At 57.6% G+C, this 14,316-nt stretch carries 11 protein-coding genes and 4 pseudogenes; 5 read left to right on the top strand and 10 right to left on the bottom strand.

Features of this window, described 5'->3' with window-relative positions:
• The first annotated feature begins 117 nt into the window (after positions 1-117).
• The gene (locus MUBE_RS13295; protein WP_116540897.1) at positions 118-336 is read left to right on the top strand and encodes an Rv1893 family protein; all 219 of its coding nucleotides are present in this window, start codon (positions 118-120) and stop codon (positions 334-336) included.
• Between the two features lie 6 nt (positions 337-342).
• On the opposite strand, the pseudogene MUBE_RS18515 reads toward MUBE_RS13295, so the two are convergent.
• The 4 genes and pseudogenes from MUBE_RS18515 to MUBE_RS13275 form a co-directional block, all read right to left on the bottom strand.
• Positions 343-1,455: pseudogene (locus MUBE_RS18515) on the bottom strand (nitronate monooxygenase).
• A gap of 410 nt (positions 1,456-1,865) precedes the next feature.
• Entirely contained in the window at positions 1,866-2,084 is a 219-nt protein-coding gene (locus MUBE_RS18510) for a class I SAM-dependent methyltransferase (RefSeq protein WP_243633062.1), read from the bottom strand.
• 522 nt (positions 2,085-2,606) lie between these two features.
• On the bottom strand, positions 2,607-3,038 hold the full coding sequence (gene dtd, locus MUBE_RS13280; RefSeq protein ID WP_116540896.1) for a D-aminoacyl-tRNA deacylase: 432 nt from the start codon (positions 3,036-3,038) through the stop codon (positions 2,607-2,609).
• 193 nt (positions 3,039-3,231) lie between these two features.
• Complete coding sequence (locus tag MUBE_RS13275) at positions 3,232-3,672, bottom strand: alpha/beta fold hydrolase (RefSeq protein ID WP_116540895.1); 441 nt, start codon at positions 3,670-3,672, stop codon at positions 3,232-3,234.
• Between the two features lie 312 nt (positions 3,673-3,984).
• Here MUBE_RS13275 and MUBE_RS13270 point away from each other — a divergent pair, with 312 nt between their 5' ends.
• Positions 3,985-5,256 (top strand): competence/damage-inducible protein A, encoded by a 1,272-nt coding sequence (locus tag MUBE_RS13270; RefSeq protein ID WP_481318837.1) that lies wholly within the window; start codon positions 3,985-3,987, stop codon positions 5,254-5,256.
• Here the strand turns inward: MUBE_RS13270 and MUBE_RS13265 are convergent.
• The 6 genes and pseudogenes from MUBE_RS13265 to MUBE_RS18500 form a co-directional block, all read right to left on the bottom strand.
• Positions 5,240-5,683: pseudogene (locus tag MUBE_RS13265) on the bottom strand (MFS transporter); the annotation flags it as partial. The gene MUBE_RS13270 and the pseudogene MUBE_RS13265 overlap by 17 nt on opposite strands.
• Before the next feature lie 627 nt (positions 5,684-6,310).
• Positions 6,311-6,490, bottom strand: a complete 180-nt coding sequence (locus MUBE_RS18505; protein WP_243633061.1) for a hypothetical protein — start codon at positions 6,488-6,490, stop codon at positions 6,311-6,313.
• Between the two features lie 48 nt (positions 6,491-6,538).
• Positions 6,539-6,682: pseudogene (locus MUBE_RS20545) on the bottom strand (hypothetical protein); the annotation flags it as partial.
• Positions 6,683-6,795: 113 nt separating this feature from the next.
• Positions 6,796-9,033, bottom strand: coding sequence for a catalase/peroxidase HPI (gene katG / locus MUBE_RS13255; RefSeq protein ID WP_116540893.1), 2,238 nt, complete (start codon positions 9,031-9,033; stop codon positions 6,796-6,798).
• Between the two features lie 39 nt (positions 9,034-9,072).
• A pseudogene (locus tag MUBE_RS13250) lies at positions 9,073-9,512 on the bottom strand (Fur family transcriptional regulator).
• A gap of 257 nt (positions 9,513-9,769) precedes the next feature.
• Positions 9,770-10,039, bottom strand: a complete 270-nt coding sequence (locus tag MUBE_RS18500) for a DUF4262 domain-containing protein (protein WP_243633060.1) — start codon at positions 10,037-10,039, stop codon at positions 9,770-9,772.
• Positions 10,040-10,705: 666 nt separating this feature from the next.
• On the opposite strand from MUBE_RS18500, the gene MUBE_RS16090 reads away from it, so the two are divergent.
• The 3 genes from MUBE_RS16090 (at position 10,706) to MUBE_RS13235 (ending at position 14,238) form a co-directional block, all read left to right on the top strand.
• Positions 10,706-10,864: a hypothetical protein gene (locus MUBE_RS16090; RefSeq protein ID WP_165849867.1), complete on the top strand. Its 159-nt coding sequence runs from the start codon at positions 10,706-10,708 to the stop codon at positions 10,862-10,864.
• A 750-nt stretch (positions 10,865-11,614) separates the two neighbouring features.
• The gene (locus MUBE_RS13240) at positions 11,615-11,914 is read left to right on the top strand and encodes a hypothetical protein (RefSeq protein ID WP_116540892.1); all 300 of its coding nucleotides are present in this window, start codon (positions 11,615-11,617) and stop codon (positions 11,912-11,914) included.
• Between the two features lie 77 nt (positions 11,915-11,991).
• Complete coding sequence (locus MUBE_RS13235) at positions 11,992-14,238, top strand: heavy metal translocating P-type ATPase (protein WP_116540891.1); 2,247 nt, start codon at positions 11,992-11,994, stop codon at positions 14,236-14,238.
• The last annotated feature ends 78 nt before the right edge of the window (positions 14,239-14,316 follow it).

Genomic DNA, 14,316 nt, shown 5'->3' with positions numbered 1-14,316 from the left:
ACTGGCGCGGCCTGGTCAACTATTGAGGTGAACTCTGGACCGGCCTGTTGCGGAAACTCCAGCACTTTGATCAGTCTACAGTCATACTAAAGATTTTGCCACCATAAGGAGACTCAGATGGGCTTTGACTCTAAAGGCGCAGTCAGCGCGGCCAGGGATATCGTGACTAATGCCGTCGAGAAAGCGTCGGACATTGTCGAAAACGTTAGCGACATCATCAAAGGTGACATCGCGGGTGGCGCTGGTCGCATCGTCCAGAATTCCATTGGTATAGCCCTTCACGCGGTCGACAGGGTAAAAGAGGTCTTTATCAGCAAGGACAAAGACGACGAGTAGTCGCTGCTAGACGGCGGCAGTGGCAACGTTGAGTTCGCCCAACCTAATTGTAAACTCCAGGTGCACTTGAACCCACCACGTGATAGCCGTGGCCATCTTCTCCAGCTTGGTGAATTACCCGATGATCTGCTCGGCTGGCTTGAACGTGGCGCTGGCGGTCTCGTGCGGGTAGTTGTGCGCAGCGTTAAAGGCCATACATGGAAACCATGTACTGCACAGCGTACCGAATGGCTTCGGATTGTTCGGTTGCTCCTAGGCTTCAGTCTGGTCGTTCCGTAGCAACCTAGCTAGTTTGCTGGTGGAGGAACGGAACGGTTGCAGACGGCGTCGCGACTGGCAGCTTGTGATGTATGCCGCTTGCTAAACTGTGGGTTTGTAGCTTCCTCAGCCACTAGCTCTTGTGAGCCTGTCCATGCACCTTGGGTGTCCAGGGCCGGGATTGCAGCGGTCTGCTGGCCACTGCCGATATTGTCTGTTGTTAGCACCAGTATTGGGGTGGCCTTCTTGGTGAACTATGGCCATAGTATAATTGTGTTTACCTTGCCGCAGTGCCCATTAGTATCTCCGCCCTAGGCGATAATGTTGACGCCTGTGTCAGCGTGCATCTAGGTCTGCGTGAGGGAGCTCCACAATGTGGCCACTTTGCAACCGGAATCGTGAATGTGTTTGATCATGTACAAGGGGTAAAATGCCTAGCGCGTTGGTGACCATCGTCATCTTTGGGTGCCGCAACGCCACTTAGGCTTAGGAAGTGGTGGTCACTTTGGCCCAGCTGAGCAGCCGCAAGCTGTCCTTGTCCGGAACACCATGATCGGCAAGAATCGTGTGTGCAGAATCCGAATGCCCCCTGCGGCAGCATCGAACGTAGCATATTGGCTAGAGCATCCGACGAAAGCTGAGAGTCCAGTCTTAATACTTGCTCAGGACGACTATATCGACCCTGTAAGGATGGTTACTGACGTGCTCATCAATCCAGTTGAGCTCGGCCTCCGGCTGTTTGGGTGTGAAGCCGACTGCCACAGACACTCCGAAACCGTCGACCTTACTGACAGCGATGACGACATCGCAGTAATGGGTTAAGGCAAAAACTGGGAATTCGATGCCGAGTTTGTCGTAAATGGCAGTATATGTGTTTGCTCTTGGGGAGCTGACCGATACTAAACTGAAGTGAAAAGCGCTCTAGTTTAGAATGGGGTTACCTGACGTGGCCAGTCGGCACGGTCCATTCTGTCGCAGCTATAGCTTGTCATCGCAGGCGCGTCAAATCACCGAGAGGAGGCGTTACCCACGACTGTTCTGACACTCAACAATCACCGAGTTGCCGTCATGTGCTTGGAATGTATGAAACTGTCCAAGTGTGTTGCGAACGGGTTCTAAGGCCCATCCATGCGTGGCCAGCCATTACGCTTGGTTAGTCTTTGGCTCATGAGTTAGGGTGGAGAAATCTATTTCACCAGGCATATTCATCTACGGATGTGTCGTTTCCATAGCGGCGAGTTACTTACGGTACAAATCTGACCTTAGGGCGCCTATGGAAATTCGGCTGCTCGACGTACACAACTCGCCAGTCTGAACGATAGAGAGGGTTTTCCGCGTCCTCGGTCAAGTAAGGTAATAGCTCTTACACTGACCAGGCACTGGGGCCTTTGCGGATCGAAGCCGGCCGTTTTCAACGACCTGGGCCAGTCGATACGCAGGTCGGTTGCTACCTCGCGCCTACTGGCGTTGGGTGTGGCGCCGTGCTCCACTAGCACGCTAGTTTTGAGTTCGCGGGACTTCGGTAGATCGATTTTGAAAATCTTTGTACTGCTTGTCTATTTGAGACTGTATACCCGGGAATCCAACCTGGCAGCAACGATCACCGCCTATCGTATATTGGCGTCGCTGGCGGAGCTGAAGAAATCATCGAAAAACTGAGTTTGCACGCCATAAAAGTGAGGAAGCGCGATTTCATCGAGGGAGGCTCCCGGGTTGGCCAGCAGAACCGCTAAGTACGGATCTCGTTAAAGCAGCAATGATATTCATCGCGAACCAACGGGTGTAACCCTACTGTGTGCAACACGCGCCAGCCCGCGACCAGTAGAGCACTATAACTCGCACTGTTGACGATGTCCTAGTGGTCATTATCGGAGCGAAGTAGCCCAAATTCAGGTGTGAATGCCATCAACTCTTGATCGACGGAGCAAGCGCACCATGTTTAGCAACATTCGGCTCTTTTCCCAAATGTACCAACGCCGCTAAGGTCACCAACGTACCCGAGGGTGGCATGGTCACAGCTCTAGCATCAGGGTTACTGGACCGTCGTTGACCAGTTCGACCTGCATGTCGGCACCGAATACACCGGTTTCCACTTGGGCACCCAGCGCCCGCAATGTTTTAGCAACGGTCGAAACCAGCGGCTTAGCGACCGTGCCCGGAGCGGCTGCGTTCCATGATGGTCGACGACTCTTTGTAGTGTCAGCGTAGAGGGTGAATTGACTGACCACCAGGATCGGCGCGTTAACGTCGGCAGCAGACTGTTCGTCAGCGAGGACCCGTAGATTCCAGAGCTTGTTCGCCATCCGTCGCGCCGTGTCAAGATCGTCCCCGTGGGTGACGCCGACGAACGCGAGTAGGCCCTGGTGCTCGGGCTGGATGGCGCCTCTTACCTGGTCGTTGACTGACACCGCTGCTGACGAGACTCGTTGCACCAGAACCCGCATGGAGCTCGATGCTGCCAGATCTGCGTTGAAGACAGCGTTACTGGGTAGGCTCATCAGATGTCTGTGCTGGTCGCGTTTTAGGTCACTCCGCTAGGTATCGGCGAAGTTGTCGTCAACCCAGTACAGGGAATCGATGCCCAGCAATTCGACAAAGTGGGATCTAGCAATAGGTTCGGCCAGGTAATGACCGTGCTCAAAGGGAATGAAAGTCGAGCCGACACGATGCAGGATCAAGGTCGGAACGCCAAATGCGCCCGCGAGCTTCTCGTACGTCGCCTTCAATCACAAACTTGGAGATGATACGGGCTATGTTGGACAGCTCCGTACAGTTGCCGGCCCGAGCCCGCCATGCGCGAAACAGTTCATCGTGGGCAACATTCGGCGCGACGACCTCCAGCATGTCGAAATACTGTTCCAAAGTATCGTGTTCGAGGGCGATCGTTGTGGATAGAACGACGCGATGCACCTGCGTACCGATCGAGTAGTTGGGTGCCCATATGGTGTGCGCAGCACCGTTGACGACCACCAAGCTGCGCACCCTCTCGGGAGGGTAAGCAGCAAGCGCAAGTCCATTCATCGCATGAAAACTCAGCGTGAAAATCGTTACTTGCTGGCATCCAACCGCGTCTATCATGGCGCTTGCCTTCTCGGCTCAGAACTTTGATCCTAACCGGTTCATCGAGGCGATCCGCGACGGGAGATCGGCTCCGCCGATAGGTCAATCAGAATCACCCGGCAAAACGATGCCAGGCGCCGGTGGAAGCGGTACAGTGACGGTTCATCGTCGATCGAGTTGATCGGAACTAACGGACTCGGCAATACGAGCAGATCAGTCGCACTGTCACCAAAAGCTTATTAAGCGATGTCCATAGCACCGCACTTGGTTTAGCGAATTCGCGGAACATTCGCCACGACCCCACACTAATGCATGCGTAGGCTCATGGTGGTGAGCGCACGTGCAGGCATCATGGTCACCGGAACGGAAGTCCTCACCGGTCGGGTTCAAGATAGAAATGGCCCCTGGATCGCCGATCGGCTGCTCGAGCTAGGCGTCGAGCTAGCACATATCACGATCTGCGGTGATCGTCTTGCCGACATCGACGCGCAACTGCGCTTCATGGCAGAGGCGGGTGTAGACTTGATCGTTACTAGCGGTGGTCTGGGCCCCACCGCCGACGACATGACCGTCGAGGCGGTGGCGCGTTTCTGTGGCCGCCAGATGGTGTTGGATGTCGAGCTTGAGAACAAGATTGCCGCCATTCTCAAGTCATTGATGGCACACTTCAATCCCGGTGACTTTGATGCGGTGCGCGCCGCCAACCGCAAGCAGGCGATGATTCCCGTCGGTTCACAGGTGCTTGACCCGGTCGGCACTGCACCGGGTCTGGTGGTGCCTGGCAAGCCGACGGTGGTTGTGCTGCCAGGACCGCCGCGTGAGCTGCAACCGATGTGGCACAATGCCGTCGAGGCCACAGCCACACGGGAAGCAATCGCCGGCCGAACGATCTACCGGCAGCAGACTCTGCGGATGTTCGGGCTACCCGAGTCGGGGCTCGCCGAGACGTTGCGTGACGCGCAGGCCTGCATACCCGGCTTTGACTCGCTCGAGATCACCACTTGCTTACGGCACGGGGAGATCGAAATGGTGACCCGCTACGAGCCGAATGCCGCCAGCGTCTATGCGGAGTTAACGCAGCTGCTGCGCGACCGGCACAGACATCAGCTCTACTCCGAAGATAGCTTGTGCGTGGATGATCTAATTGCCCAACTATTGATCGGCCGGCGGATCGCGACCGCCGAATCCTGTACTGCAGGACTGCTAGCAGCAAGGCTGACCGAACGGCCTGGCTCCTCCGACTATGTGGCGGGTGGTCTGGTCACCTACTCTAACGAAGCCAAAGCTACGTTACTCGGCGTTGACCAAGCGTTGATTGCGGCGCATGGGGCGGTCTCCGAGCCGGTGGCCGAAGCGATGGCGGCGGGTACGCTGCAGCGTTTCGGCGTCGATACGTCCGCAGCGATCACCGGAGTCGCTGGCCCGGGTGGGGGGACTGCGGAAAAACCAGTCGGGACTGTCTGTTTCGCCGTGATGCTTGCCGACGGAGGTCTGACACTCACCCGGACACTGCGGTTGCCCGGTAACCGGTCCGATATCCGTGAGCGCTCAACGACTGTGGCGATGCACCTGCTGCGCCATGCACTCAGTAATACCGGTTAGGTAACGTCACTTCTGTTGGGCAGAAAGCGGTTTCGGAAGTGCGAAAACGGACTCCAGTCGTGTCCTTGCCGATCAGTGTCACTATCGCGACGCCAAGCGATATCATCATCGTAGTGGTCAACGCGAAGGGGTAACCGTGGGACTCGGCCAGATGCTCCTGGATGGGCAGATTGAACGCCGCGAGCAGATTGCCGAACTGGTAGATGACGCCGAGGTGTAAGATAGCGGATTGGTGTCCAGCAACATCTCGGTCAGGTGCGCAGGGATGACACCACACGCACCTTGTACGCAGACCTACATCAGGAACGATCCGAGGCATAACTATCGCCACGGTGTGTGAGTAGGCGAAGAGCGGTACGGTCGGCAGCCCTAGCAGCGCGCAGAATACGACGGTGTTGCATCGGCTGCACCGCTGGGACAGCGTGCCTAAATAGCGAGAATCACGTGTTCATCAAATAGCGGCCACACCGTGTCGTCTTCTGCGCTGGCTGCCTCGCCGAGACCTGCGCAGTTCACTGCTATTGGTGCGGTGTCTGCAGCCTCAGCCAGCGACTGAACCGAACAAGTTTCGATTTCGCAGCCGACTGCAGCCAGCCGCACTGTCAGGTGACTGAGGTATCGATCATCAGCATGATGCCAAGAAATTCGGCACCGAAGCCGTTGGGCAGGTCGGCTCAGTTCGCCGATAATAGGTCGAGGATATCAGCTTGGTGGCAAGCCTCATCGTGTCCGGACCTGGGCAGGTCGTCGACGGTCAACGCTAGCGCCATCCGCACCCCGGTGCCGAGGTCGTTAGCCAGTTCATGAAATACACGCGGCGAGTGTTGGGTCCAAGCCAGTGGTGTAGTGACACGTTCCGCTGGCTGTGGCGGTGCCTATATTGCACCCGTGACCGCGGAGGTCGTCTGTTGCGGCATTACGGCAGTCCTCAGCCGTACCGGCCATCCGGCTTCGGTCAGACACACCGCTGACACTACGCCACTCACGCCGGCACCAATGACGATAGTCGGTCGCCCGCTATTTGCCACGATAGTACCGTAATCGAGAAACTGGTTCAGCCGTCTGGGCGTGACGGGTAGCGATCAGGATTGCGGCATTTGCTGTCCGTTGGGACGAGCAGCCCATTTAGAATCCCGAGATTGCTTTGCAGTGAGCCCTTGCTTGCCGTTCCGGAGATATCGGCGGTGACGCCACCCATTTGCGCAATCTGCAACCCCTGCAGCTTTTTACTCATTATGTTATCAACAAGGTTGGCATCGGGGTTACCTACCTGCTTTCACTAACACGTCCCGTTGCCGACAGGTCCTGTGGAGCTGTACGTGTTGGGCGCGATGTCAGTCCTCACCGCGTATGTGCCTTCTTGGTCGATGACCGTCTTCGGCGCTGGTACCCGCGCCGAAGACACAGCACAACCCGCAGCCCTCACATCCGCGAGGACAGATTGCGCTGTAACTTATGCTGTCGTCGACCACGTAGTATCAGGTGGGTGATTTCGAACTGCTGAGGCGTCAGGCTGGGCTCGTACGGTGTGTCTAGCCGTCAGGGCAGATCGAACCGGTCAGCGTTCATTACTTTGTTCCACGCAGCGACGAAGTCCTGCACAAACTTTTGCTGCGCGTCATCGGCACCATAGACTTCGGCAATCGCGCGCAACTCCGAGTTCGACCCAAAGGCTAGGTCCACGCGGCTGCCTGTCCATTTCACGTTTCCGTCGGCATCCTTGCCTTCGTAAGTTCCGTCGTCAGCCGCCGACGGTGACCACGTCGTACTCATGTCGAGTAAGTTCACGAAGAAGTCGTTAGTTAAGGCGACCTTAGAGGACCCAGAGGTCTTGGTGAACACACCTAAAGGTGACTGCTTGTAGTTCGCGCCGAGTACGCGCAGACCACCAACCAGCACCGTCATCTCTGGAGCGCTCAGCGTCAACAGATTTGCTTTGTCGATAAGCATGTACTCCGGTGGCAACGGGTTGTCTTTTCCGAGGTAGTTGCGGAAGCCGTCTGCTTTCGGCTCAAGTACGGCAAAGGATTCCACATCGGTCTGCTCCTGCGACGCATCCATACGGCCCGGCTGGAAGGGCACCATAACGGGATGTCCAGCGTTTAAGGCTGCCTTCTCTACCGCGGCACACCCACCGAGTACAACCAGATCAGCGAACGATACCCTGGTATTATCACTCACAGAGGAGTTGAAAGACTCCTGAATCTTTTCCAAGGTGCGTATCACCCGCGCTAGTTCATCGGGCTCATTGACTTCCCACCCGGCTTGTGGCTGCAGGCGGATACGACCGCCGTTGGCACCGCCGCGCTTATCGCTACCCCGAAACGACGACGCCGCCGCCCATGCGGTGGAAACCAGTTGCGAGACAGTCAAACCCGACGATAGGATCTGACTCTTGAGGGCGGCGATGTCGGCTGCTCCGATGGGGTTGTGAGTAATGGCGGGGATGGGGTCCTGCCACAGCATGACTTCCTTGGGAACCAGCGGACCGAGGTAGCGGGTGACCGGCCCCATGTCGCGATGTATCAGCTTGTACCAGGCCTTGGCAAACTCGTCGGCCAACTCCTTGGGATGCTCCAGCCAGCGGCGCGTGATTTGCTCGTAGATTGGGTCAAACCGCATCGACAGGTCGGTCGTCAGCATGGTTGGGGCACGCTTCTTCGATAAGTCGAACGGGTCGGGAATGGTGCCCGCACCGGCACCATCCTTCGCGATGTACTGCCAGGCCCCAGCGGGACTTTTCGTCAACTCCCACTCGTAGCCATACAGGATCTCGAGGAAGCTGTTGTCCCACTTCGTAGGGGTAGGTGTCCACACTACCTCGGTGCCGCTCGTGATTGCGTCCTTGCCTACACCGGTACCAAAGGAGCTCTTCCAGCCCAGGCCCATCTGCTCTAACGGAGCGGCCTCGGGCTCGGGGCCAACCAGTTCGGCGTCGCCAGCGCCGTGGGTCTTACCGAAGGTGTGGCCTCCAACAATCAGTGCGGCCGTTTCGACGTCATTCATTGCCATCCGGCCGAATGTCTCGCGGATGTCCACCGCCGCGGCAATCGGGTCCGGGTTGCCGTTGGGGCCCTCCGGGTTCACGTAAATCAGACCCATCTGTACTGCACCGAAGGGTTTGTCCAGGTCTCGGACACCGGTGTAGCGCTCGTCGCCAAGCCAGGTGGCCTCCTTGCCCCAGTAGACGTTATCGGGCTCCCACCAGTCCTCCCGGCCGAAACCAAAGCCAAAGGTTTTGAAGCCCATTGATTCCAGCGCGCAGTTACCGGCAAAGACGATCAGGTCAGCCCACGAGAGCTTCTTGCCGTACTTTTTCTTGACCGGCCATAGTAGCCGGCGAGCTTTGTCTAGACTGGCGTTATCGGGCCAGCTGTTGAGCGGCGCGAATCGCTGCATGCCAGCCCCGGCGCCGCCGCGGCCGTCTTCGGTGCGGTAGGTGCCTGCAGCGTGCCACGCCATCCGGATGAACAACGGCCCGTAGTGACCGTAGTCGGCGGGCCACCACGGTTGCGAGGTGGTCATAACTTCCTCGAGGTCTCGTTTGAGGTCATCGACGTCGATGGTTGTGACCTCTGCGGCGTAGTCGTATGCCTCGCCCATCGGGTCGGCGACGGCTGGGTTTTGATGCAGAATTTTTAGGTTGATCTTGTTCGGCCACCAGTCGTGATTCCCGCCGCCCTCGACGGGGGGTTTGATGTGACTGACGACTGGGCAACCGCCACTCGCAGCGGCTTCCGTGTTGGCTTCAGCAATGGGCGGGTGTTCTTTGGGCACGGCGCGTTCCTTCCGAGAGTTAGGTGTATCTGACTGTGATCACGGGTGTGATCGCGAAGTGTCCGGTGTCGAGCAGTCCGGGCATCGGTCCCAGTAGATAACTGGAGAGTTTCTTCAACAAGGAAACTGTTATGGTCTGAGGCGGTCAGGTATGGCGCCTCACCGACTGCATAATTGACGTCTGCGATTCCCCCGCAGGACCGATAGAAAATTTGATGGTGGTTGTCGCCGATCCGTGCTTCGCAGAGCGTAACCGAATCCGAGGGCTGGGTTGGCCACACCAAATCCACAGAGGTTAGGGCATACGCTGCGTCGTATACGGTCCGCCGGGACACTTTGGTCAATCCGGCTCGCACGACACCACAAATTGTTTTGGTGTCCGCGTGCGGGTTGTCGTGCATCGCTTCGAGCACGTCAACCTGTGGACGGATCACACGTAAATCAGCCAAGCGCAACTGCTTCACGTAGTCCGCCGACATCGGGGACACACTTAACAATATGACTCTCTTTTCTGGAATCGGTCAAGAGTTTGGCGTGGCTCCACACCTAGCACCGGTTGGATGCCTCGACCGTCGTTGAAGCCCGGAACCCAAGGCCAGCGATCGCGTCAGTCAGCGCACACCAGCTGCAGTGCCTTGACGTTGCTGCCGTAAATCGCGATCGTGGCTTCATATGTGCGCCGGTATGCTCAATTGCAACGGCTTCCACCACGGTGCTGACGCTGAGCCTTAGTCGGTCACCGGGATTCGGTGGGCGTAGGCCGGGGGTTGATCGGGCAACGCCGCCCAACAATCCGCGCAGCTTGCTGGGGTAAGGTGTCAGTCATCAAGAACTCCGGTAAGCCGTGATAGGTCAGGCCGACGGTATATGCGTAGGGCACTCGGTCGCTTTTCACATATTGCACTGTCCAACCACGCCGGCGAATCGTCGCTCGCAGATGGTCGAGGTAATCGTCTTTGGCGCTGCCCGGGCAGTCACATATCCAGCACATCGTTGTCCCTTTCATGCGGCGGTCATCGTGCTGACGCCACCTTGCATGTAGGGTCTGACATGTCACCGACAACGGCGGTAGTTGCGTACCCGTACTGGTGCGTGACGAAACCTGTTACGAGGCCAGGGACACCAAGACGGCGCGCGGCCTTGACAGCTATGTGGTGTTCGAGTGAAGAAGCGCAGCGCCGGGTTTGTAAGCGGGGAAGGTGAGTACCCGTGGCGTCGTCGGGCAACTGGCGATAGGGCTCGGCACGGAACCCACGGCGTGCCAACCGCCATATAGCACTACAGCTTTAAGCGCATCGATGTGGAATTGCACCGTGTAGGATTATAGTTAAGGCTGCCACTATACGTTATTGCGCACATGTCGACCCAGTGGTTGACGCCAAAAGTGGTGGGAGCCTATCGTCTGCTCGAACGTAGGGTGTTCTGTGGTTCCACCACAAGATCAAGATGTGTGAGCGCGCGGAAGATGGAGTTCCAGGCCTCATTTCAAGTCAAGAGGGCGGGATGCTTATGCTAGCCGAGAGTGACGAGATCTACTACTACTCTAGTCCACCACACCAAGCGCACGGCAGTGGCCCCGCCTACGCTGTGATCACGGTAACCCTGGTTCGCGATGGAACGGCATGGGAGCGTGTAACCCGGTGAGGTCTAGAAGGGCGATCTCCGAGAGTGGATGCGCAACCTGAGCACGTTTCGCCATGAGATCGAGGCGGAGCTGCTGATAGCGTTTCCGTGGTTGCCACTGCTCGAGATGTCGTTAGATGAGGTGCTGGTCGATGGACGAGAGTACGAGATTGAGCCTTTACACGGAAGGAACCGTCTGGCCCTATGAGGACAAGTTCGAAGACATAGAAGAATATTTTTAGTATCAGATACGACGATGTGTACGCTTGTAGTCTCGAATAGCCAACGTCCATGCTGACAACGCACGTTAGTATTCCAGCTTGCCTTCGGCAGCCATGTGCGTGGTAGGGTGGTATTGAGGTAGCGCATTAGCAGGCCAGAGGCGCTGCTCGGTCTGCTTCGGACCCTAGATTCCCACCGAGTACCGCACTCCTGGAGACAGGTGCACGATGTTCTGGACCTGTGCGATTAGTAGGTCACTTGCTGGCTGTGGCGAACCACCGAGTGGTCTACCTCTGCATTAAGGGGTTTAGTGAGTCACCGTTGTATTGATAGCCGGTTCAGCGGTTCGGGTGGCATCGCGAGCCATACTGTACACGATGTTAGCGGCGGGGCGAACTTCGTGCATGAGTCCTATCGCCTCGACAATGAGTGAGGTGGCGGCATCGAAGCCTTGCCCGACGGCCGCTTCTTGAAGGCATTCACCGTCTCCGGTAGGTACACCAGCAGTTTGTTCTTGTTGCCATGCCTGGATCAGCCGGTTAGGCGCCAGCCGCGCGTCGTAAACATCGGACTAAATCTTGTTGTCGTACAATCTTCTAGCCCCGGGCTCGGGCAGTGTCTTTTTCGCTGGCCTGGATAGTTTGCTACCGAGTTTGTGACGTTACCAGCATACTGCTGGCATCGAGCACTAGTGTGACCGCTAGGCCTCGACCATAATAATCTCGGTGGTCGGAGTGTGACCATTGCCCATCTGGGCCGTGGACATACCACGTCGGCTTTAGTCGTGATGGAACCTGGCGTGGACGGCGGCGTGGTTGTAGTGTTCACTGGCGATCTGCTCGGGGAGTTCACTGAGCCCGCAATCGAAACCGAATTCCGATGTAGCTGCGTGGCCTGCAACGCAGGAGAGGCTCGTCGTAATCGGCGGCTCTGGCGCCATCTACGTACACGGGTCATGGGAACGTCGTTGGTACGGCATTTATACCTTCGCCAGCGGGAGTGGTTGCTAAAACCCGCGGACCGCGTGCTCGGCTGACCGCGGCTGCTTTGTTAAAACGTCTGCGGTTGCACTAGTAGTCTGACGGTGCGCAATCAGTCGATGTGAGGAGGGTCGTGACGGCTCCGCTTGTGCAGGACACTAACCGTGTGTCTGTGCAACGTATCCAGCTGGATGTTGTGGGCATGTCGTGCACGGCCTGCGCGAGTCGGGTCGAAACGAAGCTCAACAAGATTCCTGGTGTTCGTGCATCAGTCAACTTCGCCACCCGAGTTGCGACTATCGATGCCGCCGACGTGACGGCCGATGAGCTGTGCCAGGTGATTAAACAGGCCGGATATGGTGCGGCTGCACACGCGGAGTCCGCTGCCGAAAAAACGGATCCTGACGACGACTATGCTCGCAGCCTGCTGCGACGGCTCATCGTCGCGGCGCTGCTGTTCGTGCCATTGGCCGATCTGTCGGCCATGTTCGCGATCGTACCGACGAACAGATTCCCCGGTTGGGGTTGTCTGCTAACCGCGTTAGCAGCCCCGATCGTGACATGGGCCGCGTGGCCTTTCTATCGTGTTGCGCTGCGCAACATGCGCCACCGGACAGCATCCATGGAAGTGTTGATTTCGGTCGGCATCGTGGCGGCCACTGGTTGGTCGCTGTCGACGATCTTCGTGGCCAGACCACCCCGGGACACCCATGGAATTTGGCAGGCGATCCTGTGCAGCGACTCGATCTATCTTGAGGTTGCTGCTGGAGTCACCGTCTTTGTTCTTGCGGGCCGGTTCTTCGAGGCTCGCGCCAAATCCAAGGCTGGCGGTGCACTACGCGCACTTGCTGCACTTGGCGCTAAAAATGTAACGGTCTTGTTGCCCAATGGAGCAGAGCTGATTATACCGGCCGGAGAGCTGAAACAGCAACAACACTTTGTGGTACGGCCCGGCGAGATCATTGCCGCAGACGGTGTGGTGATCGATGGCACCGCAGCAATCGATATGAGCGCGGTTACTGGTGAAGCCAGACCGGTACGGGCGTCTCCAGCGTCCACCGTGGTGGGCGGTACCACCGTGCTCGACGGCCGCCTGGTGGTCGAAGCCACCGCAGTCGGTGGTGATACTCAATTTGCGGCGATAGTCCGTCTCGTTCAGGATGCACAAGCGCGAAAAGCTCGCGTGCAACGCCTCGCCGATCGTATCGCGGCCGTGTTTGTACCGACAGTATTCGTCATCGCCGGATTAGCGGGCGCGGTGTGGCTTGTGGCTGGAACCAGTCCAGATCATGCTTTCTCCGTGATGCTCGGGGTCTTGGTGATCGCATGTCCTTGCGCGCTTGGGCTTGCTACCCCCACTGCCATGATGGTCGCTTCAGGGAGGGGTGCCCAATTGGGAATCCTCATCAAGAGCTACCAAGCGTTGGAAACCATCCGTGCAATCGATATCGTGGTATTCGACAAGACCGGTACGTTGACACGCGGGCAGCTGAGTGTGAGCACGGTAACGTCAACTGCTGGGTGGGGTTCCGGTGATGTTCTGGCGCTCGCCTCCGCAGTAGAAGCGGCCTCTGAGCATGCGGTGGCAACGGCTATTGTGGCCGCATCTGCAGATCTGCTTCCGGTCGCCGACTTCGTCGCGTTTGCCGGGTGCGGCGTGTCGGGAGTTGTCGCTGAGCACCATGTCGAGATTGGTAAGCCGTCCTGGGTTACCAGGAGTACGCCATGTGATGTCGCCATCGACTCTGCACGGCGTGAAGGCGAATCCCGCGGTGAGACAGTAGTTTTTGTGGCGGTCGATGGTGTTGTTTGTGGAGCTGTAGCGATTTCCGATGCAGTCAAGGATTCAGCAGCTGACGCCGTCGCAGCACTGCGCAGTCGTGGGCTGCGTACAATTCTGCTCACCGGTGATAACCAGGCCGCCGCGTGTGCGGTTGCAGCACAGGTGGGGATTGACACCGTTATCGCCGATGTGCTACCCGAAGCCAAGGCCGACGTTATCCAACGACTGCGTGATCAGGGGCATACGGTTGCGATGGTCGGAGACGGTATTAATGACGGTCCCGCCTTGGTATGTGCCGATCTAGGCTTGGCGATGGGACGCGGCACCGATGTCGCGATCGGCGCCGCCGATATCATCCTAGTCCGCGACAGTCTGGATGCTGTTCCGTGTGCCTTGGACCTGGCGCGTGCCACCATACGGGTAATTCGGACCAACATGATCTGGGCATTCGGCTACAACGTCGCGGCAATCCCTATCGCTGCCAGCGGTCTACTCAATCCTCTGATCGCCGGTGCCGCCATGGCGTTTTCGTCGTTTTTCGTGGTGTCAAACAGCTTGCGGCTACGCAATTTTGGACCTTCCCACCCGTCAAGTTAGAATTCCGGTGCGGAGCCTTCACCGTGTACGGCCCGAAGGGGATTGGGAATGCCCGCACATTTTTCCGGCTCTTGATAC

Source organism: Mycobacterium uberis (assembly GCF_003408705.1).
In the GTDB taxonomy this organism is placed as follows: Bacteria; Actinomycetota; Actinomycetes; order Mycobacteriales; family Mycobacteriaceae; genus Mycobacterium; species Mycobacterium uberis.
This window is presented reverse-complemented; position numbering and strand designations above follow the sequence as displayed.

Bases quoted from the DNA above. Each gene is read 5' to 3' on its own strand.
- MUBE_RS18500 (WP_243633060.1), bottom strand. From the start codon at position 10,039: ATGAAAGGGACAACGATGTGCTGGATATGTGACTGCCCGGGCAGCGCC.
- MUBE_RS16090 (WP_165849867.1), top strand. From the start codon at position 10,706: ATGCGCAACCTGAGCACGTTTCGCCATGAGATCGAGGCGGAGCTGCTG.
- dtd (WP_116540896.1), bottom strand. From the start codon at position 3,038: ATGCGGGTTCTGGTGCAACGAGTCTCGTCAGCAGCGGTGTCAGTCAAC.
- MUBE_RS13275 (WP_116540895.1), bottom strand. From the start codon at position 3,672: ATGATAGACGCGGTTGGATGCCAGCAAGTAACGATTTTCACGCTGAGT.
- MUBE_RS13295 (WP_116540897.1), top strand. From the start codon at position 118: ATGGGCTTTGACTCTAAAGGCGCAGTCAGCGCGGCCAGGGATATCGTG.
- MUBE_RS18505 (WP_243633061.1), bottom strand. From the start codon at position 6,490: ATGAGTAAAAAGCTGCAGGGGTTGCAGATTGCGCAAATGGGTGGCGTC.